Annotated in this window: 23 protein-coding genes and 2 pseudogenes; 17 read left to right on the plus strand and 8 right to left on the minus strand. The window is 67.5% G+C overall.

Features of this window, described 5'->3' with window-relative positions; genetic code table 11:
- Nucleotides 1-40 precede the first annotated feature (40 nt).
- The 3 genes from PKE78_RS04530 to PKE78_RS04540 are packed head-to-tail and all read left to right on the plus strand — an operon-like array spanning nucleotide 41 to nucleotide 2937.
- Nucleotides 41-526 (plus strand): cupin domain-containing protein, encoded by a 486-nt coding sequence (locus PKE78_RS04530; protein WP_271199642.1) that lies wholly within the window; start codon nucleotides 41-43, stop codon nucleotides 524-526.
- Nucleotides 527-580: 54 nt separating this feature from the next.
- Nucleotides 581-1342 carry an alpha/beta fold hydrolase gene (locus PKE78_RS04535; protein ID WP_428981222.1) on the plus strand — a complete coding sequence of 254 codons (762 nt, stop codon included), beginning with the start codon at nucleotides 581-583 and terminating at the stop codon, nucleotides 1340-1342.
- Nucleotides 1339-2937 (plus strand): GMC family oxidoreductase, encoded by a 1599-nt coding sequence (locus PKE78_RS04540; protein WP_271200068.1) that lies wholly within the window; start codon nucleotides 1339-1341, stop codon nucleotides 2935-2937. Before PKE78_RS04535 ends, PKE78_RS04540 begins: the two co-directional genes overlap by 4 nt.
- A gap of 40 nt (nucleotides 2938-2977) precedes the next feature.
- Here the strand turns inward: PKE78_RS04540 and PKE78_RS04545 are convergent.
- The 3 genes and pseudogenes from PKE78_RS04545 to PKE78_RS04555 form a co-directional block, all read right to left on the minus strand.
- Nucleotides 2978-3193: pseudogene (locus PKE78_RS04545) on the minus strand (hypothetical protein); the annotation flags it as partial.
- 450 nt (nucleotides 3194-3643) lie between these two features.
- Nucleotides 3644-4054, minus strand: a complete 411-nt coding sequence (locus tag PKE78_RS04550) for a cupin domain-containing protein (protein WP_271199644.1) — start codon at nucleotides 4052-4054, stop codon at nucleotides 3644-3646.
- Between the two features lie 56 nt (nucleotides 4055-4110).
- The gene (locus PKE78_RS04555) at nucleotides 4111-4851 is read right to left on the minus strand and encodes an SDR family oxidoreductase (protein ID WP_271200069.1); all 741 of its coding nucleotides are present in this window, start codon (nucleotides 4849-4851) and stop codon (nucleotides 4111-4113) included.
- A 237-nt stretch (nucleotides 4852-5088) separates the two neighbouring features.
- Here PKE78_RS04555 and PKE78_RS04560 point away from each other — a divergent pair, with 237 nt between their 5' ends.
- The 6 genes and pseudogenes from PKE78_RS04560 to paoC all read left to right on the plus strand — a co-directional run bounded on the left by PKE78_RS04560 (nucleotide 5089) and on the right by paoC (nucleotide 12408).
- On the plus strand, nucleotides 5089-6024 hold the full coding sequence (locus PKE78_RS04560; protein WP_271199645.1) for a helix-turn-helix domain-containing protein: 936 nt from the start codon (nucleotides 5089-5091) through the stop codon (nucleotides 6022-6024).
- 219 nt (nucleotides 6025-6243) lie between these two features.
- Nucleotides 6244-7573, plus strand: a pseudogene (locus PKE78_RS04565) (IS1182 family transposase).
- A gap of 208 nt (nucleotides 7574-7781) precedes the next feature.
- On the plus strand, nucleotides 7782-8426 hold the full coding sequence (locus PKE78_RS04570; protein WP_271199646.1) for an MFS transporter: 645 nt from the start codon (nucleotides 7782-7784) through the stop codon (nucleotides 8424-8426).
- 172 nt (nucleotides 8427-8598) lie between these two features.
- On the plus strand, nucleotides 8599-9249 hold the full coding sequence (gene paoA / locus PKE78_RS04575; RefSeq protein WP_271199647.1) for an aldehyde dehydrogenase iron-sulfur subunit PaoA: 651 nt from the start codon (nucleotides 8599-8601) through the stop codon (nucleotides 9247-9249).
- Entirely contained in the window at nucleotides 9246-10196 is a 951-nt protein-coding gene (locus PKE78_RS04580) for an FAD binding domain-containing protein (protein ID WP_271199648.1), read from the plus strand. The genes paoA and PKE78_RS04580 overlap by 4 nt, the downstream gene beginning before the upstream one ends.
- 4 nt (nucleotides 10197-10200) lie before the next feature.
- Nucleotides 10201-12408, plus strand: a complete 2208-nt coding sequence (gene paoC, locus PKE78_RS04585; RefSeq protein WP_271199649.1) for an aldehyde oxidoreductase molybdenum-binding subunit PaoC — start codon at nucleotides 10201-10203, stop codon at nucleotides 12406-12408.
- A gap of 500 nt (nucleotides 12409-12908) precedes the next feature.
- On the opposite strand, the gene PKE78_RS04590 is transcribed toward paoC, so the two are convergent.
- Nucleotides 12909-13853, minus strand: a complete 945-nt coding sequence (locus PKE78_RS04590) for a LysR substrate-binding domain-containing protein (RefSeq protein WP_271199650.1) — start codon at nucleotides 13851-13853, stop codon at nucleotides 12909-12911.
- Between the two features lie 192 nt (nucleotides 13854-14045).
- On the opposite strand from PKE78_RS04590, the gene PKE78_RS04595 reads away from it, so the two are divergent.
- The 8 genes from PKE78_RS04595 to PKE78_RS04630 all read left to right on the plus strand — a co-directional run bounded on the left by PKE78_RS04595 (nucleotide 14046) and on the right by PKE78_RS04630 (nucleotide 21284).
- On the plus strand, nucleotides 14046-14825 hold the full coding sequence (locus tag PKE78_RS04595) for an ABC transporter ATP-binding protein (RefSeq protein ID WP_271199651.1): 780 nt from the start codon (nucleotides 14046-14048) through the stop codon (nucleotides 14823-14825).
- On the plus strand, nucleotides 14822-15550 hold the full coding sequence (locus PKE78_RS04600; protein ID WP_271199652.1) for a branched-chain amino acid ABC transporter ATP-binding protein: 729 nt from the start codon (nucleotides 14822-14824) through the stop codon (nucleotides 15548-15550). Before PKE78_RS04595 ends, PKE78_RS04600 begins: the two co-directional genes overlap by 4 nt.
- A gap of 1 nt (nucleotide 15551) precedes the next feature.
- Nucleotides 15552-16415 carry a branched-chain amino acid ABC transporter permease gene (locus PKE78_RS04605; RefSeq protein ID WP_271199653.1) on the plus strand — a complete coding sequence of 288 codons (864 nt, stop codon included), beginning with the start codon at nucleotides 15552-15554 and terminating at the stop codon, nucleotides 16413-16415.
- Nucleotides 16412-17332, plus strand: a complete 921-nt coding sequence (locus PKE78_RS04610; RefSeq protein ID WP_271199654.1) for a branched-chain amino acid ABC transporter permease — start codon at nucleotides 16412-16414, stop codon at nucleotides 17330-17332. Before PKE78_RS04605 ends, PKE78_RS04610 begins: the two co-directional genes overlap by 4 nt.
- Nucleotides 17332-17895: a carboxymuconolactone decarboxylase family protein gene (locus tag PKE78_RS04615; RefSeq protein ID WP_271199655.1), complete on the plus strand. Its 564-nt coding sequence runs from the start codon at nucleotides 17332-17334 to the stop codon at nucleotides 17893-17895. The genes PKE78_RS04610 and PKE78_RS04615 overlap by 1 nt, the downstream gene beginning before the upstream one ends.
- Nucleotides 17896-17910: 15 nt before the next feature.
- Entirely contained in the window at nucleotides 17911-19146 is a 1236-nt protein-coding gene (locus tag PKE78_RS04620) for an ABC transporter substrate-binding protein (protein ID WP_271199656.1), read from the plus strand.
- A 297-nt stretch (nucleotides 19147-19443) separates the two neighbouring features.
- Nucleotides 19444-20775: an LLM class flavin-dependent oxidoreductase gene (locus PKE78_RS04625; protein WP_271199657.1), complete on the plus strand. Its 1332-nt coding sequence runs from the start codon at nucleotides 19444-19446 to the stop codon at nucleotides 20773-20775.
- Complete coding sequence (locus PKE78_RS04630) at nucleotides 20772-21284, plus strand: flavin reductase family protein (RefSeq protein WP_271199658.1); 513 nt, start codon at nucleotides 20772-20774, stop codon at nucleotides 21282-21284. Before PKE78_RS04625 ends, PKE78_RS04630 begins: the two co-directional genes overlap by 4 nt.
- A gap of 208 nt (nucleotides 21285-21492) precedes the next feature.
- Here PKE78_RS04630 and PKE78_RS04635 read toward each other — a convergent pair whose 3' ends face one another.
- From PKE78_RS04635 to PKE78_RS04650, 4 genes are all read right to left on the minus strand, one after another.
- Nucleotides 21493-22938 carry a class I adenylate-forming enzyme family protein gene (locus PKE78_RS04635; protein WP_271199659.1) on the minus strand — a complete coding sequence of 482 codons (1446 nt, stop codon included), beginning with the start codon at nucleotides 22936-22938 and terminating at the stop codon, nucleotides 21493-21495.
- Nucleotides 22938-23750, minus strand: coding sequence for an enoyl-CoA hydratase/isomerase family protein (locus PKE78_RS04640; RefSeq protein ID WP_271199660.1), 813 nt, complete (start codon nucleotides 23748-23750; stop codon nucleotides 22938-22940). Before PKE78_RS04640 ends, PKE78_RS04635 begins: the two co-directional genes overlap by 1 nt.
- Nucleotides 23751-23855: 105 nt before the next feature.
- Nucleotides 23856-24824: a TRAP transporter substrate-binding protein DctP gene (dctP, locus tag PKE78_RS04645; RefSeq protein ID WP_271199661.1), complete on the minus strand. Its 969-nt coding sequence runs from the start codon at nucleotides 24822-24824 to the stop codon at nucleotides 23856-23858.
- 90 nt (nucleotides 24825-24914) lie between these two features.
- Nucleotides 24915-26033, minus strand: coding sequence for a mandelate racemase/muconate lactonizing enzyme family protein (locus tag PKE78_RS04650; protein ID WP_271199662.1), 1119 nt, complete (start codon nucleotides 26031-26033; stop codon nucleotides 24915-24917).
- Nucleotides 26034-26052: the final 19 nt, after the last annotated feature.

Below are 26052 nucleotides of genomic sequence, written 5' to 3' on the forward strand. Positions count from 1 at the left end.
CGCCCATCTCGCAAACCTCCCGAGAGCAGCGCTCCCGGGCTTGAAGCAAGCCGTTCGTCTTTCAGCTCTCGGTCTGGCCGCCGGTCTATCGACCGCTGCGATCGCGGACCCGTCCGCCCACAAGCAGATGATCACCGTGAAGGACGCGGCCGCCGTCCAGTGGAAGCCTGCGCCTGCCGCTTTGCCGAAGGGGATCGAAATCAGCGTCATCATGGGCGATCCGGACAAGCCCGGCCCGTTCGCGCTGAGGCTCAGAATTCCGCCCTCGACCGTGATCGCCCCGCACACCCACGCGACCGACGAGACCGTCACGCTGCTTGACGGCGCCCTTGTCCACGACATGGGAGAGAAAATGGTCGAGAGCCGCGGCGAGCCGTTCGGCCAAGGCGGCTTCCTCTACCTGCCGGCCCTAATGCCGCATTCGCTCTGGACCAGGGATCAGCCTGCGGTGATCCAGGTCAACGGCACCGGCCCCTTTGGTCTCAACTACGTCAATCCCGCCGACGATCCAAGCAAGGCTCGCTGACCGCCGCGCGTTCTCCACCCCCTGATCTCAACCACAAGCAGAAAAGGCCCCGCCATGGGAACGACCCAACTTGCGCTCTCGCTCGCCGGAGGCGCGCTCCTCGCGATGGCGGCGATCGCGCCTGCCTATTCTCAGCCGATCCAGAACGTGGTGATCGTCCATGGGGCGCTGGCCGACGGTTCCGGCTGGCGCAGGGTCCACGACCTGTTGAAGGCGAAGGGCTTCAAGGTGACGGTGGTGCAGCCGCCGATGACGTCGCTCAAGGACGACGTGGCCGCCTCGAAGCGCATCCTCGACCTCCAGGACGGCCCATCCGTGCTCGTGGGCCACAGCTATGGCGGCATGGTGGTGACCCAGGCCGGCTCGGCCGAGAACGTCGCCGGGCTGGTCTATATCGCCGCGTTCCAGCCGGACGAGGGCGAGAACCTGCTTGATCTCGCCGGCAAGACGCCGCCCGCGACGACGGGCATCAAGGCCACGGCGGACGACTATCTCTACCTCGACCCGGAGGTCTATGCCGCCGACTTCGCCGCGGACGTGCCCAAGGCCGAAGCCGAGTTCATGGCGGCCTCCCAGGTGCTGCCTTCGAAGGCGAGCTTCGAAGCAAAGATCACTCAGCCGGCTTGGAAGGCGAAGAAAAGCTGGGCGCTGATCGCGACCGAAGATCGCGCGATCCATCCCGACCTGATGCGCTCGATGGCGAAACGGGCCGGCAGCACCGTGAAGGAGATCAAGGCCAGCCACGCCTTGTTCATGTCGCAGCCGGCGGCGGTCGCCGACGTCATCGAGACGGCGGCCAAGGCTCTCTCCAAATGATCTCTTCAGACGGGACGGGCCCGGTTGGGAAGCCCTCGGCCGCGCGGGCCGAAGAACCTCTGCCAGCGTATGACTTCATCGTCTGCGGCGCGGGCTCGTCCGGCTCGGTGGTGGCCGGGCGGCTGGCCGAAAACCCTGAGGTGCAGGTCCTGCTGATCGAGGCGGGCGGCGACGACGAGGCCGAAGCTGTTCTTGATCCATCGCTCTGGCCGACCAATCTCGGAAGCGAGCGTGATTGGGGGTTTCAGGCGCAGCCCAATCCGCACCTCGACGGCCGCTCCCTTTCCATGTCGATGGGAAAAGGGCTTGGCGGCGGCTCCAGCATCAACGTCATGGTCTGGGCGCGGGGCCACCGAAGCGACTGGGACCATTTCGCCGCCCAGGCCGGGGACCCGGCCTGGGGCTACGAGCAGGTTCTGGAGACCTATCGCGAGATCGAGAACTGGCGGGGATCGCCGGACCCCGAATATCGCGGGACGTCCGGCCCGGTTTGGGTGCAGCCTGCGCCGGATCCGAGCCCGGTCGCGACCGCCATGCTGGACGCGGCCAAAGAGCTCGGCATCCCGACCTTCGACCATCCCAACGGGGCTATGATGGAGGGGGCCGGAGGGGCATCGATCTCCGACATTCTGCTTCGCGACGGCCGCCGCCATTCGCTCTTCCGCGCTTATGTCCATCCCAAGATGGATCAGCCAAATCTCACGGTCCTGACGCACACCGTCGTCCGCCGGGTGCTGATCGAGGGCGGTCGGGCGACCGGCGTCGAGATCGAGCGAGATGGCGTGGTCTTGTCGGTCAGGAGCCGCCTTGAGGTGATCCTTTCACTCGGAGCGATGCACACGCCGAAGGTGCTGATGCATTCCGGCGTCGGCGACGCGGCGGAGCTTGGCCGTTTCGCCATCCCTGTGACGCAACATCTGCCGGGCGTCGGCCGGAACCTGCAGGATCATCTGTCGTTCGGCTGCATCTGGGAGCTTCGGGAGCCGGTCGCGCCGCGGAACAGCGGAAGCGAGGCGACGCTTTACTGGAAAAGCCGGCCCGAGCTCGACTCGCCCGACCTGCTGTTCTGCCAGGTCGAGTTCCCAGTCCCGAGCGACCGCACCGCCACGCGCGGCGTTCCGGCTCAAGGCTGGACGATGTTCGCGGGCCTCGCGCAGCCCGAGAGCCGTGGCAGGGTGCGCCTCACCGGAGCCGACCCGTCGACCCCGATCGCGATCGATGCCGGCGCCTTGTCACAGCCTGCCGACATGGACACGGCCATTCGCTGTATCGAGCTCTGCCGGGAACTCGGGAACGCTTCAGCTTTCAGGCCCTTCGTTAAGGCGGAAGCGCTGCCGGGTCCGCTGAGAGGCGAGGCTTTTAGACAATACATCCGCGACTCCGCCGTCACCTACTGGCACCAGAGCTGCACCGCCAAGATGGGCCAGGACGCGTTGTCCGTGGTGAACGGCGACCTTGAGGTCTATGGCGTGCGGGGGCTTCGCATCGCCGACGCCTCGATCATGCCGCGCGTCACGACCGGCAACACGCAAGCGCCCTGCGCGATCATCGGGGAGCGGGCGGCGCGGATGATCAGGAAAGCCCACGGAGCCTAACCGCCTCGCCGGACCAGGCGCGTCAGGGAGCCTGCTCCTTTCACGCGCCCGACAGCTTCGTTTTCGCGAGCGGCAGGTTGCGGATGCGCTGTCCGGTGAGCGCCGCGAGCGCGTTGGCGACCGCGGGCGGGACGCCGGGAGGGCCGGGCTCGACGATCCCGCCCATCGGCGCGCCGCTCTCGACGATCGCGACGTGAAACTCCGGCATGTGCTCGCGGGAGATGCTTTTGTAGGCGTCGTAGTTCTTCGCCTGCCGGTTCTTATCAAAATTACTGGTCTGGGGCCGCGAGAGTATCGCTCACGTTTCGGGCTCGGGGGCGCGCATCCCGGCGAATGACGCGCAGCGGCGACAGCGCCAAAGCCAGAATTCGAATTGTACCCGGAAGCGGACGTCTGCGTCGTGGCCAAGCTCTGTCGCTCCCAACCCACTCGTCGCTGTCTACCAAGGCACTCCCGATCGATGTGCTTCGGCTTCAGCGGCGCTTTCGGTCCGATGAGCCGACCGGCGTTCCATGGCTTCTGCGGTAAACGGAACAAGTCGGGCTGGCGCATTGCCTCCTCCTCGAAGGCGGCCCCTCGACTGGATATACACCCGCAGCCGTTCGGTGAGCGCCACAACCGAACTTTCAGGCTACGCGCCAGGAGCGGACCGATGGCCCGCTCCTGTTGACTGACCTTTTCGGATCACCGACGTCGCAGTGACGCGTCAGCGTTTGTCGGGAACGGTGAGGTTTGTATCGTCGGTGTCGACCACGAACACGGCGAGCAGTTTCGCAGGCTCTGTGGCGCTCGCGTTTGCGCTCACGCCGTGATGTGCGCCGGGTTGCTCGATCCAGAACTCGCCCTTGCGGTAGATCCGCTCCGGGCCGTCGTCGACCTTGCTGCGGAACGCGCCGTCGAGGACGTAGGCCCAGATGAAGGCTGACTTCGCATGCGTATGGCTGCCCGACGAGCCGCCCGGGCCGTATTCGACCGTCACCGCCTTGAGCGATTTGCCGGAGATGTTGGGAATCGCCGCGGCGAAGGTCGGCGTGATCTTTGCGGTGATCGCCTCGTCGGCGGTGGCGGCGGTAACGAGAAGCGAAATGGCCGCGGCGGCGGCGAGAAGGCGTGTCATCGAAAGGCTCCTTGTGAGCGTCTGAGTGTGAGCGGGAGTTCGAAGTCGGAAAGAGATCAGGCGGCAGATTTCCGGGACTGCAGCCAGCCGTCGAGATCGGTCCGGCCGAGCCGGGCCTCGCCGAGCGGCACGAGCGAGAGATCCGAGACGCGGCCGCCGAAATAACCGACGTCTGCATCGGCCTCGACCGCGCGAGGATCGCCGACGGCGCGCAGGTAGCGCCCGACGATTTCGGCGAAGCCAGCCCGTTCAGGACCGGCGATTTCGATCACGCCGTTAATGGCGTCGGCCGTTGCAGCGCCTGCAAGCGCGGCGGCCACCTCGTCCGCGGCGATCGGCTGGAACTGGCACTTAGCCAGGCGAACGGCGCCGTCGACCGTGCTGCCGTCGGCCAGCGCGCCAAGAAACTCGAAGAATTGGGTGGCGCGAACGATCGTATGTGGCTGTCCAGACTGCCGGACCAGTTCCTCCTGAACGACCTTGGCGTCGAGGTGGAAATTGCCGCGCAGGCGGTCAGCGCCGACGATGGACAGCAAGATATGGACGCGGACTCCTGCGGCGGCCTCGGCGGCCATCAGGTTCTCGGTCGAGGTTCTGAAGAACGACATGACGGCCGCCGGATCGGAAGACGGCAGATTGGTCACGTCGACGACCGCGTCGGCGCCGCGCAACGCGTCCGCCAGCCCTTCGCCCGTGAAGGCGTCGACGCCCGTGCTCGGCGAGGCGGCCATCACCTCGTGGCCAGCGGCGCGCAGCAGCGCCACGGTTCTGGAGCCGATCAGCCCTGTGCCGCCCATCACCACGATCTTCTTCGAAGCGTTCACGTCCAGTCCTCCTCTGGTCGGCGCCGTGATGCGCCGGAACGAGGCGGAACCTATGAAGGACGGCGGGCGCCCGCTTTCGCGCGATTGCGGCGCTATCGCGAAATTGCGGCGACGCAGACGATGGCGCGCCGCAATCCACCTTGCGTGGCTGTAAGAGTTCGGCCTGACTGAGGCGACGTAAAGAGAGCCGAAGCGGGATCAGACCCTTCCTTGAAGCCGCCCTCGCACCTGAAACGATCGCGCGACCATGCGGGCGACGCAGTACGCGACGTCGACGCGGCCGGCGCGCCTCGCGAGATCGGTCGGATCCTCGACAGGCCGCCGGCGCTCGCGAACGAGGCGCTGCGCGGCGGCGCCCGGCTGACGCGACGCTGGTGCCACGGCGAGCTTCACGCCGACCTGCCCGGCATGCCGGGCCATGTGGTGATGGGCTATTACGGCGCGGCGCAGGACTGCAGCTGGCGTCAGGGCGGTTCTCGGAAAGCGTCCCGCACTCGGCCGGGTTCAATCACCCTCATCCCCGAAGGCCATGATGGTCGTTGGGACGTCGAGGGACCAATCGAAGTCAGCCACGTCTACCTCTCCAACGATCGACTGCTCGCGGCGACCGAAGTTCTGGCCAAAGGGCGGCCGATCGAACTCGTAGGCCGAATATGCTTCGACGATCCGTCGGCATCGCGCGTGTTGGAGATGCTGTCCATCGAGGCCGAGCAGGGCGACGCCGCGTCGTCGCTGTTCGCAGAGCAGGCCGTAGACCTGCTCTGCCTCCAGCTCGTACGCGCGCACTCATCGCTCGGCGCAGCGCCCGCAGCCCCGCGCAAGGGGCTCGCCGACTGGCAGGTGAAGCGCGTCACCACCTACATGCGGGACTTTCTCGACCGCGAGCTTGGGCTCGATGAACTCGCCGGCCTCGTCGATCTCAGCCGACATCATTTCTGCACGGCCTTCCGGCTCGCGACCGGCCAGACGCCGCACGAATGGCTGGTGGCGCTGCGCATGACGCGCGCGCGCCAGCTTCTGGCGAGCCACGACCTACCGGTCACCAGCGTTGCGCTTGCGGTCGGCTATCAGACCCCCTCGGCCTTCGCGTCCAGCTTCCGAAAGGCCACGGGCGTCACCCCCACAGCATTCCGCGCAGCGCTCTGAGCAGCGGCTCTTCGACAGAGACATGGAGCGCTGGGGGCGGAAATCGGCTGGTGCCGGCGACCAGACGCCGCTGACGCCCTTGACGCTCGCTGACTTACGATCGCCCAAAAGCGGAATTGTCAAAAGGCCAGCTTTGGGTCGATTCCGTTGAAAAACTCCATCGTTGAAGCGAGGCGCCGCCGCTGATTCACTCGGCTCTATGAGCGGAGGGCGGCGGCGATGATGGGCGAGCGGCAGGTCGACCAGGCGGCGCTGTTCTATGAGTTCTCTCTCGAGCGGCATGTGCCGGAAGATCACGTGCTAAGGGCGATCGATCGGTTCGTGGACCTGTCGGAAGTGCGGCGGGATCTGGCTCCGTTCTAAAGTTCGACGGGGCGTCCTTCGATCGACCCGGAGCTGCTGATCCGGATGCTGCTGGTCGGCTACTGCTTCGGCGTCCGCTCGGAGCGACGGCTGCGCGAGGAGGTTCACCTCAACCTCGCCTATCGCTGGTTCTGCCGGCTTGGCCTCGATGGCGACGTGCCCGATCACTCGACCTTCTCGAAGAACCGTCACGGCCGCTTCCGCGACAGCGACCTGCTGCGCAAGCTGTTCGAGACGGTCGTCCGGCGCTGCATGGCTGAGGGGCTCGTGGGCGGCGACGGCTTCGCGGTCGACGCCGGCCTGATCCGGGCCGACGCCAACCGACAGCGCTCAGCCGACGGCGCGGAGAACGTCGACTGGGAAGAGTTGGCCGCCACGCGCCGTTCCGTCCGCGAGTACCTCGACACGCTCTACGATGCGGCCTGGGGCGCGGCGAGCCCGACGACGCCGAAGTTCGTCTCGCGCTCGGATCCAGCCGCGCAGTGGACCGGCGCGCACAAGGGCCACGCCTTCTTCGCCTACGCCACCAACTACCTGATCGACCTCGACCATGCGGTGATCGTCGATGTCTAGGCGAGCCGCGCTATCCGGCAGGCCGAGGTCGGCGCCGCGCGAACGATGGTCGAGAGGACCCAAGACCGCTTCGGACTGTGGCCTGAACGGCTCGCAGCCGATAGCGCCTATGGCTCGGCCGAGATGCTCGCCTGGCTGGTCCATGAACGCGGGATCGAGCCGCACATCCCCGTGTTCGACAAAAGCGCCCGGACCGACGGAAGCTTCGCCCGCGAGGACTTCGCGTACGACCATGAGGGCGACGTCTACGTCTGCCCGGCGGGCAAGACGCTGACCTGCAGCGGCACGCTGGTGAACGACGGCGCGACGCTGCTCTACCGCGCCAGCAAATACGACTGCGACGCCTGCGGGCTGAAGCCGCGCTGCTGTCCGAAGGCGCTGGCGCGAAAGGTGCCGCGGTCCATCCATGAGGGCGCCCGGGACATGGCGCGCGACATCGCGAAGACCGACGCCTACCCGACGTCGCGGCGCGAGCGGAAGAAGGTCGAGATGCTGTTCGCGCACCTGAAGCGCATCCTGCGGCTCGACCGTCTAAGGCCTCGAGCCATGCGGAGCCCGCGACGAGTTCCTGCTCGCCGCGCTCGCCAACACTTTTTATGACGACTTAGACTAGCGATGGGGAACGACATCAAGTTCACTTGCTGGGGTCGCTTCGAACTCAGTAAGACTTCAGCGGTCTGGGTATCACCAAACGCTATCCGCATTCTTCGAGGTGCGGCTGCCCCCTTTATGATCGTCGTGCCGGTCGCGCTGGTGTCGATCGTCTGGCAGTGGAAGGCGCGTTGCCGTCGCTGCCCGCCGAAAGAATGCCGAAGGCCTCGATGCTGAAACTGCTGCGCGATCGCCGGATCGCCTCGGGCATGCTCGCCGCCATGTTGCTGTTCATAGGTCAGTTCGCCCTATTCACCTACTTGCGCCCATCTCTTGAAACGGTGACGGGGGTCGACGTAACGACGCTGTCCGTCCTCCTCCTGATCGTCGGCATCTCCGGCTTCGCAGGCACCTACCTCTTCGGAGGCGTCCTGAAGGATCGGATGCGGGCCACGCTCGTCTTCATCCCCTCAGTCATGGCTCTCGTGGCCGTGGCGCTCGCGGTGCTCGGCACGTCGTTCTGGCCAACGGCGGCGCTTCTCGGGATCTGGGGCCTGGTCTCGACCGCGGCGCCCGTGGCCTGGTCGACCTGGCTCACGCGCACCGTTCCTGACGACGCAGAGATCGGAGGCGGCCTGATGGTGGCGGTCATCCAGCTCGCGATCACGATCGTGGCAGCAGCCGGCGGCCTCGTCTACGATGCGACCGGCCCCGTGATCGACTTCTGGAGCAGCGGTGCGGTGCTTGTTCTGGCGGCCGTCTTGGCGTTCGCAGCCGACCAAGCGGCGAAAAAGGCGTCAGCCGCAGACCGGCCGTCACCAACGATGAGCAAGGCTCATCGGGTCATCCCGAATCCTGCACCTGTTCTCAAATAAAAACTGTTCCAAAATCCACGGTGGACGGACTGTCGTGCCGGATCTGGCCGACCTGTCCACCCCTGCGATCCACGACGACCCCCAGTGCGGTCGAGCAAATCAACCGGTGGGGCGGCTTTTCCGTCCAGGAGCTCCCTTTGTGCTCCGCGCCAGCAATCTGCGGGAACACGATATGACAAGCCCCGGCGACCTCGAATTGAACCGCCGAGACCTGATGGTCGCGGCCGCCGCGACCGCCGCCGTCGCCTCAGCCCCCTCGGGCGCAGGCGCACAGCCGGCCGCCGCTGCCGCGGTCCGCGCGCCCTCGAAGGCGACCGTCTCGATGATGGTCAACGGCGAGGCCCGTCGCCTCGTCGACCTCGACACCCGGACCACGCTGCTCGACGCGCTCCGCGAAAGCCTTCAGATGCCCGGCACCAAGAAGGGCTGCGACCACGGCCAGTGCGGCGCCTGCACCGTCATCGTCGACGGGCGGCGCATCAACTCCTGCCTCAGCCTCGCCGTGATGCACGAAGGCGAGAGCGTCACCACGATCGAGGGGCTGGGGACGCCCGACAACCTCCACGCGATGCAGGCCGCTTTCGTGAAACACGACGGCTACCAGTGCGGGTACTGCACACCGGGGCAGATTTGCTCGGCGGTCGCGGTGCTCGACGAGATCAAGGCCGGCGTGCCGAGCCACGTCACAGCCGACCTCACGGCCGCCTCCTACGATCCCACCGCCGACGAAATCCGCGAGCGCATGAGCGGAAACATCTGCCGCTGCGGGGCCTATTCCAACATCGTGGACGCCATGTCCGAAGTCGCCGGGAGGCGCGCATGAAAGCGTTCAGCTTCAGCCGCGCAAGCACGCCCGCGGAAGCCGCGGCCTCCGCGCAGCGCATCGAAGGCGCCAAGTTCGTCGCCGGCGGCACCAATCTCCTCGATCTCATGAAGCTCGAGATTGAGACCCCGACCCATCTGATCGACGTCAGCAAGCTTAAGCTCGACACGATCGAGGCGACAGCCGAAGGCGGTCTGCGCATCGGCGCCATGGTCCGCAACACCGACCTCGCCGCCGACGCGCGGGTGCGGAAGGACTATGCGCTACTGTCGCGCGCGCTGCTCGCCGGCGCCTCCGGCCAGCTCCGCAACAAGGCGACGACTGCCGGAAACCTTCTGCAGCGCACCCGCTGCCCCTACTTCTACGACACCAACCAGCCCTGCAATAAGCGCTCCCCCGGCAGCGGCTGCTCCGCCATAGGCGGCTTCACCCGCATGCTCGGCGTCGTCGGCGTCAGCGACGCCTGCATCGCCACCAATCCAAGCGACATGGCCATCGCCATGCGGGCGCTCGACGCGGTGGTCGAGACGGTGAGCCCGGAAGGCGCGACGCGCGCGATCCCGATCGCCGAGCTCCATCGCCTCCCCGGCGACACGCCGCACATCGAGACCGTGCTGACGCCCGGCGAGCTGATCACCGCTGTGACGCTGCCGAAGCCCGTCGGCGGTAAGCATGTGTACCGGAAGGTCCGCGACCGGGCGTCTTACGCCTTCGCGCTGATCTCGGTCGGCGCGATCGTTCAGCCGGACGGCTCCGGCCGCGTCGCCGTCGGCGGCGTCGCGCCGAAACCCTGGCGGGTCGAGGCGGCCGAGAAGGAGATGGTCCGCGGCGCGAAGGCCGTCACCGACGGCCTGTTCGCGGGAGCCAACCCCACCCACGAGAACGCGTTCAAGCTGACGCTGGTCCAGCGCACGCTCGACGCCGTCCTGACCGAAGCGAGGGGCTGATCCCATGAAGTTCGACACCCCCGCTACGACCAATCCGATCGACCAGCTCAAGGTCGTCGGCAAACCGCTCGACCGCGTCGACGGCCCGCTCAAGGTGACCGGCCGCGCGCCCTACGCCTACGAGCGCCACGACGTCGGCGCGAAGCCCGCCGTCGGCTATGTGCTCGGCGCCGGCATCGCCAAGGGCCGCATCCAGGCGATGGACCTCGCAGCGGCGAAGCGCGCGCCCGGCGTGCTGGCGATCGTCACCGCCGAGAACGCCGGCAAGCTGGAACTCGGCAAGTTCAACACCGCAAAGCTCCTTGGTGGCCCGGACATCGACCACTACCATCAGGCGATCGCGGTCGTGGTCGCGGAGACCTTCGAGCAGGCTCGCGCGGCGGCTGGCCTCATCAAAGTGGAATACGCTCCTACCCAAGGCGCGTTTGACCTTGCGAGCGCGAGGGATGGCGCGGTCGTGCCGAAGAATGCGAACGCCCCCGCGGACACCGCCGTCGGCGACTTCGGCCGGGCCTTCGCCGCGGCCGCCGTGAAGCTCGACGAGAGCTACACCACGCCTGACCATTCCCACGCGATGATGGAGCCACACGCCTCCATGGCGGCCTGGGAGGGAGACAGCCTGACCGTCTGGACGTCGAACCAGATGATCGCCTGGGCCGCGGGCGACATCGCGAAGACGCTCGGCATGCCGAACGGCAAAGTGCGTGTGATCTCGCCTTACATCGGCGGCGGCTTCGGCTCAAAGCTGTTCGTGCGAGCGGATGCCGTCATCGCCGCGCTTGCCGCGAAGGCCGCGGGACGGCCCGTCAAGGTCGCCCTGCCGCGCCCTCTGATCGCCAACAACACCACGCACCGTCCGGCGACGATTCAGCGCGTCCGCCTTGGGGCCGGCAGCGACGGCAAGATCACGGCGATCGGCCACGAGACCTGGTCCGGCAACCTGCCCGACGGCTCGCCGGAAGAGGCCGTCGCGCAGACGCGGCTGCTCTACGCCGGAGCGAACCGGATGACCGCGACCCGGCTCGCCCTGCTCGACCTTCCCGAAGGCAACGCGATGCGCGCGCCGGGCGAGGCGCCGGGCCTGATGGCGCTCGAGATCGCCATGGACGAGATGGCCGAGAAGCTCGGGATGGACCCGATCGAATTCCGCATCCTCAACGACACACAGGTCGACCCCGAGGATCCGAAGCGCCCCTTCTCCCTGCGCCAGCTCACCGAATGCTACCGCACGGGCGCAGAGAAATTCGGCTGGTCGGCCCGCAGGGCGCGCACGGGGCAGGTTCGCGACGGGCGCTGGCTCGTCGGCATGGGCGCGGCCTCAGCGTTCCGCAACAACCTGACCATGGCGTCGGGCGCGCGGGTGCGGCTTGGCTCGGACGGCGTGGTCACGGTCGAGACCGACATGACCGACATCGGCACCGGCAGCTACACGATCATCGCCCAGACCGCGGCGGAGATGATGGGCGTGCCGCTCGAGAAGGTCGTGGTCCGGCTCGGCGATTCGAGCTTCCCGGCCTCCTCGGGCTCCGGCGGCCAGTGGGGCGCGAACTCTTCGACGGCCGGCGTCTACGCGGCCTGCGTCAAGCTACGCGAGGCGGTGGCCGGCCAACTCGGCTTCGACGCCGCGACGGCCGAGTTCGCCGACGGCGAGGTTCGGGGCGGCGGCAAGAGCGTCCCGCTCGGCGACGCCGCCAAGGCGCGCGAGATCATGGTCGAGGACAAGATCGAGTTCGACAAGGAGATGACGAACTCCAAGCAGCAGTCGACCTTCGGCGCTCATTTTGTCGAGGTCGGCGTCGATGTCGCCACGGCCGAGGTCCGCATCCGGCGGATGCTTGCGGTGTGCTCGGCAGGGCGGATCCTCAATCCGAAGTCGGCGCGCAGCCAGGTCATCGGCGCGATGGTGATGGGAGCGGGCGCGGCGCTGATGGAGGAACTCGCGGTCGACAAAACGCGCGGCTTCTTCGTCAACCACGACCTCGCGGGCTACGAGGTGCCGGTCCACGCCGATATCCCGCACCAGGACGTGATCTTTCTCGACGATACCGATCCGATGTCCTCGCCCATGAAGGCTAAAGGCGTCGGCGAGCTCGGCATCTGCGGCGTGGCGGCGGCGATCGCGAACGCGATCTACAACGCGAGCGGCGCGCGCGTTCGGGACTATCCGGTGACGCTCGACAAGATCCTCGATCGGCTGCCTGAAATGGGGTGATCGTAATGAAATGACAGACTTAGCGCTGAGTTTAAACTGAGCGCGGAATATTCTACGCGTATAAGCGGCCGATCTGTTTTGACAGCGTCCACAACGCTCAGATCGGCCGAATGATCACTGCGTATCAAGCTCTGTTTTGGGTATGGGAAGCTTTGCTGAACCGACTGAAGTTCGGTTGCGGTAAACTGCCTAAGGTGGCGGAGAGCGGACCTCCTTAACGGCCGCCTAGGGTCGATTGCGTTGAAAAACTCCGGATGGCGGCTCGGACGAGCAATCTCGGCTCGATTTAGGGCTTGGGCGTTTCCCTAAGTCGTTGATTTCGCTAGACGCAAATTTAGGCCGGCGAGCGTCTCGAAGCCCGAAATCCGCTCAGTCCGATTTCTTCAACACAATCGGTCACGAGCTAACATGGGATGATCGCCCGCAAGCTGACGCCGAAATTCTGAGGAAACCACCTGTCTCGCCAACCGGCTTGGTCGCGAAACGACCTACCGCCTGAGTTACTCGGCCGCCTCGCCGGGCCGCGTTTCCGCTGACTCCTGGACGGCGCCTTGCGCGCCGCCTACGCCGAGCTCGATGTGCCGCGCGAAATGCTGGGCCGCCTGTGAAAGTCCATGGGTGCGCTGCCACAGCATGATGTCGACATCAGGCAGAGCCGGCAGCCCGGATTCTAGACGATTGCGGAGCTCCGAATCCGTCGCCACGCGCTCGAGGCCGGCGGCGTGCGCAGACTCTGACAAGACGGTCACGGCGGCGTCCGCAAGCGCCATCGCCTGAAGGCCCGCGATGCTTTCCGACACGCAGGCGATGCGCCAGGCGACCCCTGCCTCGTTCAGCGCGGCGAGCGCGAGGTCGCGATAGAGGTTGCCCTCGGGCAGCATGGCGACAGGCACGGGCGAGCGGCGATGCGCGTCGCCGTCGACCGCGCCGAGCCAGACCAGACCCTCCGAGCGCAAACGCGTGGCGTCGCCCGACTTCGGCGCGACGCCCGGCATGCGGGTCGCGATCGCCACGTCGACAAGCCCTGCGTCCATCTCGGCCGCGATCTGGCGCGACAGCGAGCAGCGCACGGAGACCTCGACGCGCGGATAGGCCCGCCGGAAACTCGCGAGCGTCTCGGGCAGGAGATAGGCGGCGTAGAGATCCGGACAGCCGAGCGTGACGCGGCCGTCGATCTCCTCCGACGACAGCTTCATCTGCGCTTCGTCGTGCATCTTCAGCACCGCGCGCGCGTAGGGCAGCAGCGTCTCGCCCTGCGGCGTCAGCCTCAGATGGCGGAGATCGCTTTCGAACAGGGGGCGGCCGGCGGCCTCCTCAAGCCGTTTGATCTGCAGACTGACGGCGGGCTGGGTGCGGAACAGCATGCGCGCCACGCGCGTGACGCTGCGCTCCTCGACCAGCAACACGAACGTTCTTAGCAGCGAGATTTCAAGCGGCCGCGCCATAACGCATAAATAATATTTCACTTTGTGCAAAGCAATATAAATTTGCCTGGCCATACTATCAGTCAATAGGATGAAGGAGTTTGTAGAATACAGGATAATTATTGAGCTGATGCATAGCATTCGAGCAGCGTTTGAACGCGAAACGGGCAAATCCCCGGTCCCGACCGTGTCCGCAGACGAAGGATGCGCCCGGTGACGGCGGGCGCCCCGACGCCGCTCCTTGAGGTCCACGAGGTCGCCAAGCGCTTCGGCGGACTGGCCGCCCTCGACGGCTGCTCGCTCACCCTCGAAGCAGGCCATGTCACCGGCCTCATCGGCCCCAACGGCGCCGGCAAATCCACCCTGCTCAACGTCATGACCGGGCTTGTGCGGGCCGACCAGGGGTCGGTTCTGTTCGAGGGCCGCAACGTCACCGCCCTCCCCGCGCATCGCTTCCCGGCGCTCGGCGTCGCCCGCTCCTTCCAGATCGTGCGCGAGCTTGGAAGCCTCACCGTGTTCGAGAACCTGCTGCTCGCCCCGCGCCTTCAGTCCGGCGAGGGCGTGCTCGCCGCCATTTTCGGGCGGCGAAAGTGGTGGGCGCAGGAAAGCGCCAACGCCGAAAAGGCCAAGGCGCTGCTCGACCGCGTCGGCCTGTTCCGGCTCGCCGACCATCCCTCGGGCGGCCTCTCCGGCGGCCAGAAGAAGCTTCTGGACCTCGCCCGCGCGCTGCTTCTGGAGCCCAAGCTGATCCTGCTCGACGAGCCGGGCGCGGGCGTCGCGCCGCCGCTGAAGCTAGAGATGATCCGGCTGATCCGCGAACTGAAGGCGGAAGGCGTCTCGTTCGGCCTCGTCGAACACGACATGCATCTCGTCGGCGAGCTCTGCGACCGTGTCCATGTGATGGCGGAGGGCAAGCGCCTCGTCTCGGGGACCTTCGAGGAGGTCTCCCGGGACCGTCGCGTCGTCGAGGCCTATCTCGGGGTGGCGGCGTGAGCGCGATCCCGGCCCTCTCCGTCAGCGGGCTCCGCGCCGGCTACGGCCGCGGCGACGACATCGTGCGGGGGATCACCCTCGATCAGGCGCCCGAGACCATCCTCGCGGTCATCGGCCCGAACGGCTCCGGCAAGTCGAGCTTTGTGAAGACGCTCGCGGGCCTGCTCGACATACGTCAGGGCCGCGTGTCGGTCACGGGCACGGACGTCACGTCCGAAACGCCGGCCAGACGCGTAGCGGCGGGCATGGCCTACGTGCCGCAGGAAGCGAACGTCTTCCCGAGCCTCACCATCGGCGAGAACCTGAAGCTCGCGACGGAGTTCCTGCGCGGCCGCGCAGGCGTCGGGCCCGAGCAGCGCGAGAAGGTGCTGGCGCTGTTCCCCGAGCTCGGCGCGCGGCTGAAAACCCGCGCGGGCGATCTCTCGGGCGGCCAGCGCCAGATGCTCGCCTTCGCGAGCGCGCTGCTCGCCAACCCCGAAGTGCTGCTTCTCGACGAGCCGTCGGCCGGCCTGAGCCCGAAGATCGTCGGCCAGACCATGGAGGCGATCGTCCGCGTCCGCGCGGCCGGCGTCACCGTGCTTCTGGTCGAGCAGAACGTCGCGGCGGCGCTCGAGATCGCCGACGAGGCGGTCGTGCTGGTGGCGGGGCAGGTCAGCCTGCGCGACACGGCGCCGGCCGTGCGCGCCGCCGACCTCGGCGACATGTTCTTCGCGAAGGTCGCCTGAGATGGCCGCGCAGCTCTTTTTCAACGGCCTCGTCACCGGCCTTCTGCTCGCGCTTCCCGCGCTCGCTCTCACGCTCGTCTTCGGCGTGCTGAAGTTCGCGAATTTCGCGGTCGGCGCGATGCTGACGCTCGGCGCCTACGCGGCGTGGGTCGCGAACGTCCAGCTCGGCATGCCCCTGACCGCGTCGGCCGCGGTCGCGGCCGTGACGGTGGCGGGCGCCGGGCTTCTCGCCGACCAGCTCGCCTTCGAGAAGCTCAGGCTCCGCGGCTCCATCTCGCTGCTCGTCGCCTCGATGGGCGTCTCACTCGTGATCGAGAACGTCTGCCGCTTCTTCTTCGGCAACGCCAGCCGCGGCTTCGACGTCGCGCTTTCCCGTCCGATCCGCTGGGAGGGGCTCCGCATCAATCAGGAGCAGATCACCATCGCCATCACGGTCGCGGTCTGTCTGGTCGCGGTCGACGTGCTGCTGCGCTTCACCCCGCTCGGGCGGGCGATGCGCGCGGTCGCGGACAACGCCTCGCTCGCCGCCGTGCGCGGGGTCGAGCGCCGCGCCATCGCGCGGCTGACCTGGGCGCTGGTCGGCGCGCTGCTGGGGCTCGCCGGCGTTCTCGCCGGGCTCGACCGCTCGATCGATCCGCTGATCGGCTGGAACTACCAGATCGCGATCTTCGCGGCCGCGATCCTCGGCGGCCTCGGCTCGCCGATCGGGGCCGTGCTCGGCGCGCTGACGATCGGCGTCGCGGAAGAGATGTCGGCGCTCGTCATCCCCACGAACTACCGTCAGGTCGTCAGCTTCGCGGTGATCCTCGCGCTGCTGCTGTTCCGAGCGAACGGGCTTCTCGGAGCGAAGGCGGCGCGCAAATGATCGCTTATCTCGTCACCATCGCGATCCTGGTCTGCGTCGCGGCGCTCGTCGGCCTCGCGCTGAACCTGCAGTGGGGACAGGCCGGGCTCGTGAATTTCGGCGTGGTCGGCTTCGTGGCGATCGGCGCCTACGCGACCGCGCTGCTCGCGCCGCAGATCGGCTGGCTCCCGGCGATGCTCGTCGCGGGCGCGGCGTCCGCGATCTTGAGCGCCGGCCTCGCGCTGCTCTCGATACGGCTGGAAGAGAACTACCTCGCGATCGTCACGATCGGGTTCGGCGAGGTCGTGCGCCTCGTAATCCTCAACGAAGGCTGGCTCACCAACGGCGCGCTCGGCATCCCGGACATCCCGCGGCCGTTCGCGGCGCTCGGCCGGACGATCGGCGGCGACACCGTGTTCATCGTCTTCGCGCTGGCGCTGGTCGCGGTCGTGTTCGTCCTGCTCGAGGCCATGGCGCGCTCGCCCTTCGGCCGCGTGCTCCGGGCGATCCGCGACGACGCCACGGTGACCGCGGCGCTCGGCAAGAACGTCTTCGCGCTCCGCGTCCGGGCGTTCGCGGTCGGGGGCGCGGTGATGGGGATCGCGGGCGCGCTCCACGCCTTCTACCTGACCTACATCGACCCGAGCCAGTTCACCCCGATCGTGACCGCCTACGCGTTCATGGCCGTGATCGCGGGCGGGCGCGGCTCGAACGTCGGGCTGCTGATCGGCGCCTGCTCGATCATGGCGCTGCTCGAAGGCACGCGGTTCCTGAAGGACTTCGTCACCGTCATCGACGGCGTGCAGCTCTCCGCGCTCCGCCTCGGGCTAATCGGCGCCGGCATCGTGGCGCTGCTGATCCTGCGGCCGCAGGGGCTCGCGCCCGAGCCGAAGCGTCGGGCGGCCGACCTCCTGCCCACCGAAAAGGGGGGCGTCTGATGCCCCGCGTCACTCCGCTGCCGTCCTCGGCCCTGCCTACGGATCTTGCGAACCTCTACGAGACCTTCGCGTCGGGCTACGCCGACTTCAGCGACCAGGCGGCCGTGATGGCGCATGTCCCGGCGGCGCTCGAAGGCCTGTTCGGGATGCTGCTCAAACTGCGCGGCCAGGGAAACGTCCCGCTGCGCTACATCGAGCTCGCCGTCGTCACCGTCTCGGTCATCAACGCCTGCCCCTATTGCGTGTCTCATCACGCGCCCCTGCTTGCGGTCGAAGGCGTGCCGCCCGAGGCGATCGCCCAGCTTCCGGCCTCGGACCATCCGGCCTTCGACGAGACCGACCGCCTCGTCGTCGAATACGCCGCGCTTGTCACGAACCGCGCCTGGGGAATCCGGGACGCCGTGTTCGAGCGGCTGAAGGCTCGCTTCTCCGAGGCCCAGATTGTCGAGCTCACGCTGCGCATCGCGCTTGCGGGCTTCTTCAACCGCTTCAACGACGCCCTCCAGATCGACGACGGCCGCGCGGCCGCCGCCATGGACCTCCCAAGCCCGCCGTCACCCTGAACAAGGACGCTTCCGATGACTGACAGCAGATTCGTGGTGAACCGCCGGACCGTGCTCGCGGGCGTCGGCTCCCTGCCCCTCGCGGCGGCGCTTGGGCGCCCGGCCATTGCGCTAGGCGCGGCCGGCGACGTGCCTCTCGGCATGGTGCTGCCCTTCTCGGGCGCGACCGGCGCCTACGGCCCGGCCATGAAGCAGGCGGCCGAGCTTGTCGTCTCCAAGGTCAACGAGGCGGGCGGCGTTCTCGGAGGCCGCAAGGTCAAGCTTTTCATCGAGGACAGCGAGACCAGCGCGACCGCGAGCGTCGCGGCGTCGAAGAAGCTGCTCGAGGTCAACAAGGTCGAGCTCGTGGGCGGCTTCTGGGGCAGCCCCGAGGCGCTCGCCGCGAAACCCATCATCCTCGCGGCCAACAAGGTCCAGATGCTGTCCTGCGCGGCGAACGCGGTCACCGAGGGCGACACCAAGGGGCTGATCTACCGGCTTCAGGCGAAGTCGAGCCAGTGGGGCCCGGCCGGCGCCAAGGTGATGCAGAAGATCGGGGCCAAGAAGGTCACCGTGCTCGCGCAGCAGAACCCGTTCATCGTCGCGATGGTGGAGCCGTTCAAGGCCGAGATGAAGAAGATCGGCGGCGAGGTGCTCGACGTCGTGATGTACAATCCCGACCAGGCCTCCTACCGGGCCGAGGTCGAGAAGGCCTTCGGGCCGGAGCCGGACGCCGTGTTCGTGCTGCCGCTGCTCACCGACATGGTGTCGATCGCCAAGGAGATCTTCCGCGGCGGCTTCACGTCGAAAGTGGTTTCGCTCGGCACCGGCGCGGACGCCGAAGGCAAGTTCCTGCAGGCGGTCGGGCCGGAAGTCGCCGAGGGCATCTACCACCTCCAGCCCTCGCCCCCGATCGACAGCCCATCCTACGCCAGGTTCGTCAAGGAGATGGGCGCGCCGGAAGGCACGGTGTTCCTGTTCGCAGGCAACGCCTGGGATCAGATCTGCATCACGGTGCTGGCCATGGAGCACGCCAAGACGCAGGAGGCGGCCGTGTGGACCAAGTCGGTCCGCGAGGTCTGCAACCCGCCCGGCGAGCCCGTCGACGACATCGTCGAGGCGTTGAAGATGGTCCGCGAAGGCAAGAAGATCAATTTCAACGGCGCCGGCTGCACCTGCGACTTCGACGAGAAGGGCGACTCGCTGAACCGCTCCTTCTACGTCCAGCTGATCAAGGGCGGGAAGAACACGCCGTTCGGCGTGGTGAGCTGAAGCTCCTCCTCCGTCATCCTCGGGCCTGACCCGAGGAGCCATCGGCCGCGGCCGGAACGATGGATGCCCGGGTCAAGCCCGGGCATGACGGTCGGGCGCGTCTACACGGCCGAAGTCACGTGGCGGACCTCGCGGCGCAGGCCTATACGCTGCGCCTCATAAGCAAAACTTCGCTTTCTGCAAAACAATATAAATTTGTCTTTGTGCGAAGTGATTACTACGATTTCGAGGATTGTTTGATCCGCACGCTCAAGAACAGTGCGACGAAGAAAAATACAAAGCCTACAAGAGGCGTAAATGACGCAGTCAAAGCCGATCCACTTCTGCGGATTTCTCGTGGCGGGGCCGGTGGTTCACAGCCACGCGATCTGGCGCAATCCGGCGCACGAGACGCCGTTCCTGAGCCTCGCGCATTACGCAGGCATCGCGAAGACGCTGGAGCGCGGCTTCTTCGATTTCGTGTTCTTCGCCGACCGGCTCGCCATCGCGGACCGCTACGGCGACAGCCACGAGATGGGTTTAAGGCTTGGCGATCAGGACGCGACCCGCATGGATCCGCTGCCGATCCTTGGCGCGATGGCGGCGGTGACGGAGCACCTGGGCCTTGGGGCGACACGCTCCACCACGTATGACGCGCCGTTCAACATCGCCCGGGAGTTCGCGACCCTCGACCACATCTCGTCCGGGCGCGCAGCCTGGAACGTCGTGACCTCGATGAACGACGGCGAGGCGCTCAACTTCGGCGACGTGCCTCATCTTTCCCATGACGAGCGCTACGACCGCGCCGACGAATTCATGGAGGTGGCGTTCAAGCTCTGGGACAGCTGGGAGCCGGACGCTCTCGTGCTCGACCGCGCGGGCGGCGTCTACGCTGATCCGGCGAAGGTCCGCTACGCCAACCACAAGGGTCGCTGGTTCCAGGCGCGTGGACCGCTCAACATTCCCCGCTCGCCGCAGGGCCGCCCGCTCATCATCCAGGCCGGCTCGTCTGGGCGTGGCAAGGCGTTCGCGGCGCGCTGGTCGGAGGTGATCTTCGCGCTGCAGCCGAGCATGGCGCGCATGACGGCCTTCACAAGGGACGTCCGCGCCGCGCTCGAAAGCGCCGGCCGCGCGCCCGACGCCGCCAAGGTGATGATGGCCATGATGCCCTTCATCGGCGAGACGCGCGAGGAGGCGGAAGCCAAGCGCGACCTGCACGACAGCCTGATCGACCCGCGCGTCGGCCTCTCGACGCTCGCGGCCCACGCCAACGCGGATTTCGGCGCGCTGCCGCTCGACGCCACGATCGACGAGATCGCCGACACCGGCAGCCAAGGCAATCTCGCGGCGCTGCGCTCGATCGCGGGCGACGGCTCGATGACGATCGCGGACGCAGGCAAGATCTATGGCCGCGGCGTGATGTGCCCCCGCGTCGTAGGCACCGCCGAGGATGTCGCGGACGAGTTGATCGCGATCGTGGATTCCGGCGCGGCCGACGGCTTCGTCATCTCGCCTGCCTTCCTGCCCGACACGTTCGAGGACTTCGTCGACAAGGTCGTGCCGATCCTCCAGGCGCGCGGCCGCGCCCGCGCGGCCTACGGCGCCGGCTCGCTGCGCGAGCGTCTCGGAACCTCGGAGGCGCGGCCGTGAACTCCGCCGCCGCAGTGCGTCCCGCGTCGGAGCCGGACGTCGATTCCGCCGCCTTCAAGGCCGCGATGCGGCGCCTCGCGGCTGGCGTCACCGTCGTGACCAGCCGCCACGGCGGAACGGTCAACGGCATGACGGCGACCGCCGTCTGCAGCGTCAGCGCGGAGCCGCCTTTGGTGCTCGTCGCGCTGAACCGATCGAGCGCCTCGCATGGCGTCGTCTCGCGCGGAGGGGCGTTCGCGCTAAACTTCCTCCGCGAGGACCAGAGCGAGCTCGCGACCTATTTCGCCGGCCGCGACGGCAAATCCTTCGACGCCGTCCCGCATCGCCTCGGGCCGACCGGCTGCCCGCTGATCGAAGGCTGCTCGGCGCGGCTCGACTGCGTTCTGGAGAGCCGCCACGACGAAGGCACCCACACGATCTTCGTCGGCCGGGTGGTGCGCGCCGAAACCGACGAGGGCGCGCCGCTCGTCTATGGCGACGGCGCGTTCCATGGCCTGAAGGCGGTCTGAAGGCCTCAGACCGCCGCGATCGTGTCGAGGAAGGTCGTCGCGGCCTCGGCGGCTTTCCAACTCTGCGCTGGATCGTGGGGAACCGGCGTGTCGGCGGCGCGAGCCTCAGCACGATGGGCGGGCCGACCCGATCGAACCGTTGCGACGCGTAGCGCGCTCGAAGCGTCGAGACGGCGATGTGAGGATGTCCGAAGCGCCAGCCAACCCATCACGGGGCGAGGACTTGGGAGGCCCCTTGCGCCTCGGCCATCTCCTGCATGGCGATGTCGCGCAGCGCCGCGCGGCTCGCCTTGCCGGTCGAGCCGAGTGGAACCGCGTTCCGGCGCACGAGAAAGTCCGGGACTTTGTAGCGCTCCAGCCGGGTCACGAGCCAGTCCAGGATCTCGGGCGCGGTGACGCGGGCGCCTGCCGCCAGCACCACGGTCGCGTGGATGCGCTCGCCGATCGCCTCGTCAGGCACTCCCGTGCAGAGCGCCGCCGCGACTTGCGGGTGTAGGAGCAGCGCGGTTTCGATCTCGGCCGGATAGATCTTGTTGCCTGCGCGCGAGATGACCTCCTTGATCCGCCCCACGAGCCGCACCTCTCCGTCCGGCTCTTCGACCGCCAGATCGCCGGTCCGAAACCAGCCGTCCGCGAAGGCCGCCGCCGTCAGATCCGGCTCGCCGAGATAGGCAGCCATGCCATGCTCGGTCCGGATCTGGAGTTCGCCGGACCGGCCCGCAGGCACGGAGCCGCCATCCTCGGCCCGTATTCTGTAGAGGACGCCGCCCGTTGGCCGACCGATCCATGCGCCGCGCGGTTCGCTCTCGGTCGAGATCGCGCAGAAGTCGGCAGCGCCCGTCTCCGTCAGGCCATAGCAGTCGAAGATCGCGGCGCAGGGCCATCGCGCCACCGTCGTCTCCGCCAGTACGGCGCCGAGCGGCTCGCCGCCGCTGACGATCGTCCTCAGCCGATCGAGCGGGCGCGGTCCCTGTTCCATTGCACGCAGCATGGAGGGCACGACGCAGAGCGCGGTGGCATTCCGAAGGTACAGGGCGTCGAAGACCTGCGGCGAGAACTTCCGGACGAGCGAGACGCTCGCCCCTGCGCAGAGCGCCAGAAACGCCGTCCACTGGCCGAAGATGAAGGTGAGCTGCAGCGGGATCGCGACGACGCCGCCGGGACCGAAGGGGATTATCGGCTCGAGCGCCGCGAGCTTGCCGGCGAAACCGCGGTGGCGGATCACCACGCCCTTCGGAGCGCCGGTCGTGCCGGAGGTGAAGACCACCACAGCCGCGTCCTCGAGCTCGCGCCGCGCCGACGGCGCCGGGGCGTCCTGCGCGAAGAGCGCCTCGCCACCCTCGACAACCACGCGCGCGCCAAGCGATGCGCGCACAGCCGCCCACGTGGATTCGGACGCCGAGACATGGACCGGCGCGACGACGCCGCCCGCCATCCACACGCCGAGGAACGCCGCGAGATCGAGACTGCGGTTACCGACCACGACGAAGACCGGCTCGTTCTCGCCAAGCCCACCGCGCCGCAGCGCCGCGGCGATCTCACTCCCGGCCTCGAGAAGTTCGGTGGCCCGAAGCGGCGCCGCGTTCCCGTCCTCGACCACGCCGGCGCCGCTCGCGAGCCTCGTCTCCAGAAGGCGGAACAGCGCCCGCGCCATCAGGCTTCGAACCTCGCGTCGCGCCAGGCGATCGCAGCCCTCATGCCCTTGTCACGGGCGACCGCCATGAAGTTCTGCTTGTCCACCGAGCCCTCGCCCTCGATCGCGAGGTCGATTTCGAGCGCGGCCTCCAGCGCATCGAGCATGCCGCGCGCTTCGAGTTGGCGGTTGAGCGCCCGCTTGGTCTCTCGGACGACCATCGGGTCAATCACAGCGATGCGGCGGGCGAGCGCCAGAGCAGCCGCGTCCAGTTCGGCGTCGGCCACGACGCGGTTGATCATGCCGATCTCGCGGGCGCGTTCGGCGGAGATCCGATCCTCGCCTGTCAGGATGATCTCCTTCGCGAGTTTCGGCCCGACGATCCAGGGCAGCAGCATCACGACGATACCGGCGCCAAACTTCAGCTCCGGCTCGCCGAAATAGGCGGTTTCCGACGCGACCGTCATGTCGCAGGCGAGAGCCAGTTCGCAGGCGCCGGCCATGCAGGCGCCGCGCACGGAAGCGATCGTCGGTTTCGCCGAGCGCCAGAACCGCATCGGCACATCGAAATCCTTGCGCAGGATCGGGCGCCAGTCGGCCACGCCGGTCGGTCGGCGCTCCATCTGGTCCTTGAGGTCGAAGCCGGACGAGAAGTTTCCGCCTTCTCCCGTCACAACAACGGCGCGGACCGCATCGTCAGCCTCGGCGGCGTCCATCGCGGCTGAAAGCTCGTCGAGCATCTCCGCGCTGATCGCGTTGGCGCGCTCGGGCCTGTTCAGCGTCAGCCGCGCGACCGGTCCCAGAACCTCGTAGCGGATCGTCTTGTAGCTCATCGAGCGGCCTCGAGCAGGAGAGGACACGGACGCCACCTGCGGGAGGATCGCGGATGGCGCCTGCGCCGGGCGACGATCGGGGGTTCGATCGCCGCCCGACGGGTCTCAGTTCATGGCGCGGATCGCGTCGAACTTGTCCTGGCCGAAGCGCTTGGCGAAGATCTCGTTGGCGGGCGCGAGCTTCTCGACGAAGGCTGCCGTATCGACCGTTTCGACGATCTGCATGCCGCCTTCCTTCAGCTTGGCGAGGCCGCTGGTCTCGTATTCGTCGACCGCCGCGCGCTGGGTCGCGACCGCCTTGGCCACGGCCGCCTGCACGATCGCCTTGTCGGCGTCGGAGAGCTTGCCCCAGGTCGCCGACGACATGGTGATCACGGTCGGGGCGAAGACGTGGCGCAGCAGCGTGCCGTACTTCTGCACCTGGAAGAACTTGGCCGAGAGCACGTTGGAGATCGGGTTGTCCTGACCATCGACGACGCCCTGCTGGAGCGCTGCATAGAGCTCGGGCCAGGCGATCGGGGTCGGGCGGGCGCCGAGCTGTTTGAAGGCCGCGATGTGGATTTCGTTCTCCTGCACGCGGATCGTCATGCCGACGAGATCTTCGGGCTTCAGCACGGGCTTCTTGTTGTTGGTCAGCATCTTGAAGCCGTTCTCGCCGTAGCCGAGGCCGACCAGATCCTTGTCCTGGAATTTGGCGAGGACGTCCTTGCCAATCTGACCGTCGAGCACGGCGCGGGCCTGGCGGGTGTCCTTGAACAGGAACGGCACGTCATAGAGCAGCACTTCGGGCACGAAGTTGCCCATGATCGAGGTGCCGGTCATGGCCATGTCGACCGTGCCGAGCTGCATGCTCTCGACGATCTCGCGCTCGCCGCCGAGCGCGCCGCCGGGGAAGATGTCGACCTTGATCTTGCCGGCGCTCTCCTTCTCGACGAACTCCTTGAAGGTCGTCGCGGCCGCGCCGAAGTGGCTGCTCATCGGGTTGACGAAGGCGTATTTCAGGGTGGTGGTCTGGGCCACCGACGGAGCCGCGAAGCCCATCAGCAAGGCCGCGGCGACAACAAGGGCTTTCATCTGCGCTTCTCCGATCGTGGAACGTTTGGACTCAGGTGCGCTTCCCGTTCGGCCGCCGGCTTGTTCCAGCGGGCCATGGTTCTTGAAGGGTCAGGCGACGCGGAACCTCTCGACGACGCCCATGTCGGGATCGAAGCCAAGGCCGGGCCCGGTCGGGACGGCGAGCCTGCCGGCTTTCGGCAGCATCGCGTCGCCGTAGAGTTCGGCGTCGAAATCGAAGTAGAGGCGCTCGAGCAGGGGCGTCGCGCGCTGCGCGGCGTTGATGTGGACGGTCGCAAGCTGACCCGGCCCGAAGATCGCGCAGTGCGGAATGAACTCGATCGCGCTCGCGTCGCAGAAGGCCGCGATCTTGAGGAGCTCCGTCACGCCGCCGGTCTTGGCGACGTCGGGCTGGGCGATGTCGATCGCCTGGGCGTCGGCCATCGCGACAAAGTCGCGGAGGGAGCCGGCGTTCTCGCCAAGCGCGATGCGGTGACGCCCCGTCGCCCTGATCTTCGCAAGTCCGCGATAGTCGTCCGGCGGGAAGATCGGCTCCTCCAGCCAGAGCAGGTTCAGCTTCGAAAGCCGCGCGTCCATGGCGAGGGCTTCCGAAACCGTCCAGGGGCAGTTGACGTCGAGCATGACGGCGGCTTCGTCGCCCGCTTCCTCGACGGCCGCCGCGACCTCCTCGAACCTGATGTCGTGCAGCTTGACGTAGCGGTAGCCCTCTCCGATCGCCTTGCGGGTGGCCTTGGCGACGCCCTCGGCCGAGCCGTAGCGCAGCAGGCTGGCGTAGACCTCGACCTCCTTGGCGAACGGCCCGCCGATCAGATCGACCAGCGGCAGCTGCGCGGCTTTGCCGGCGATGTCCCAGAGCGCGATGTCGACCGCCGAGATCGCATACATGGTCGGGCCGACGCGGCCGAAGTTCTGCAGGCCGAATTCGAGCTTGTGCTTGATCTTCGAGATCGCGTTCGCCTCCTCCCCGATGATCACCGGGAAGATGCGGGTCTCGATGAGGCTCCTGAGGGCCACGTCCTCGGCCCGCGAAAACGCCTCGCCCCAGCCGACGAGGCCGGTGTCGGTCTCGATCCGCACCAGCATCACGTCGAACGTGTTCTTCGGGTTGCTGGTGAAGCTCCAGACCGGCAGCCCGCCGCTGTCGAACGGGATGGTGACGAGGATGCATTCGGCCTTGGCGATCCGGCCGGCGGCCGAAGTCGCGCTCATGTCCGCGCCAGTACGCTGG

Source organism: Methylopila turkensis (genome assembly GCF_027922325.1).
Taxonomy (GTDB): Bacteria; Pseudomonadota; Alphaproteobacteria; order Rhizobiales; family Methylopilaceae; genus Methylopila; species Methylopila turkensis.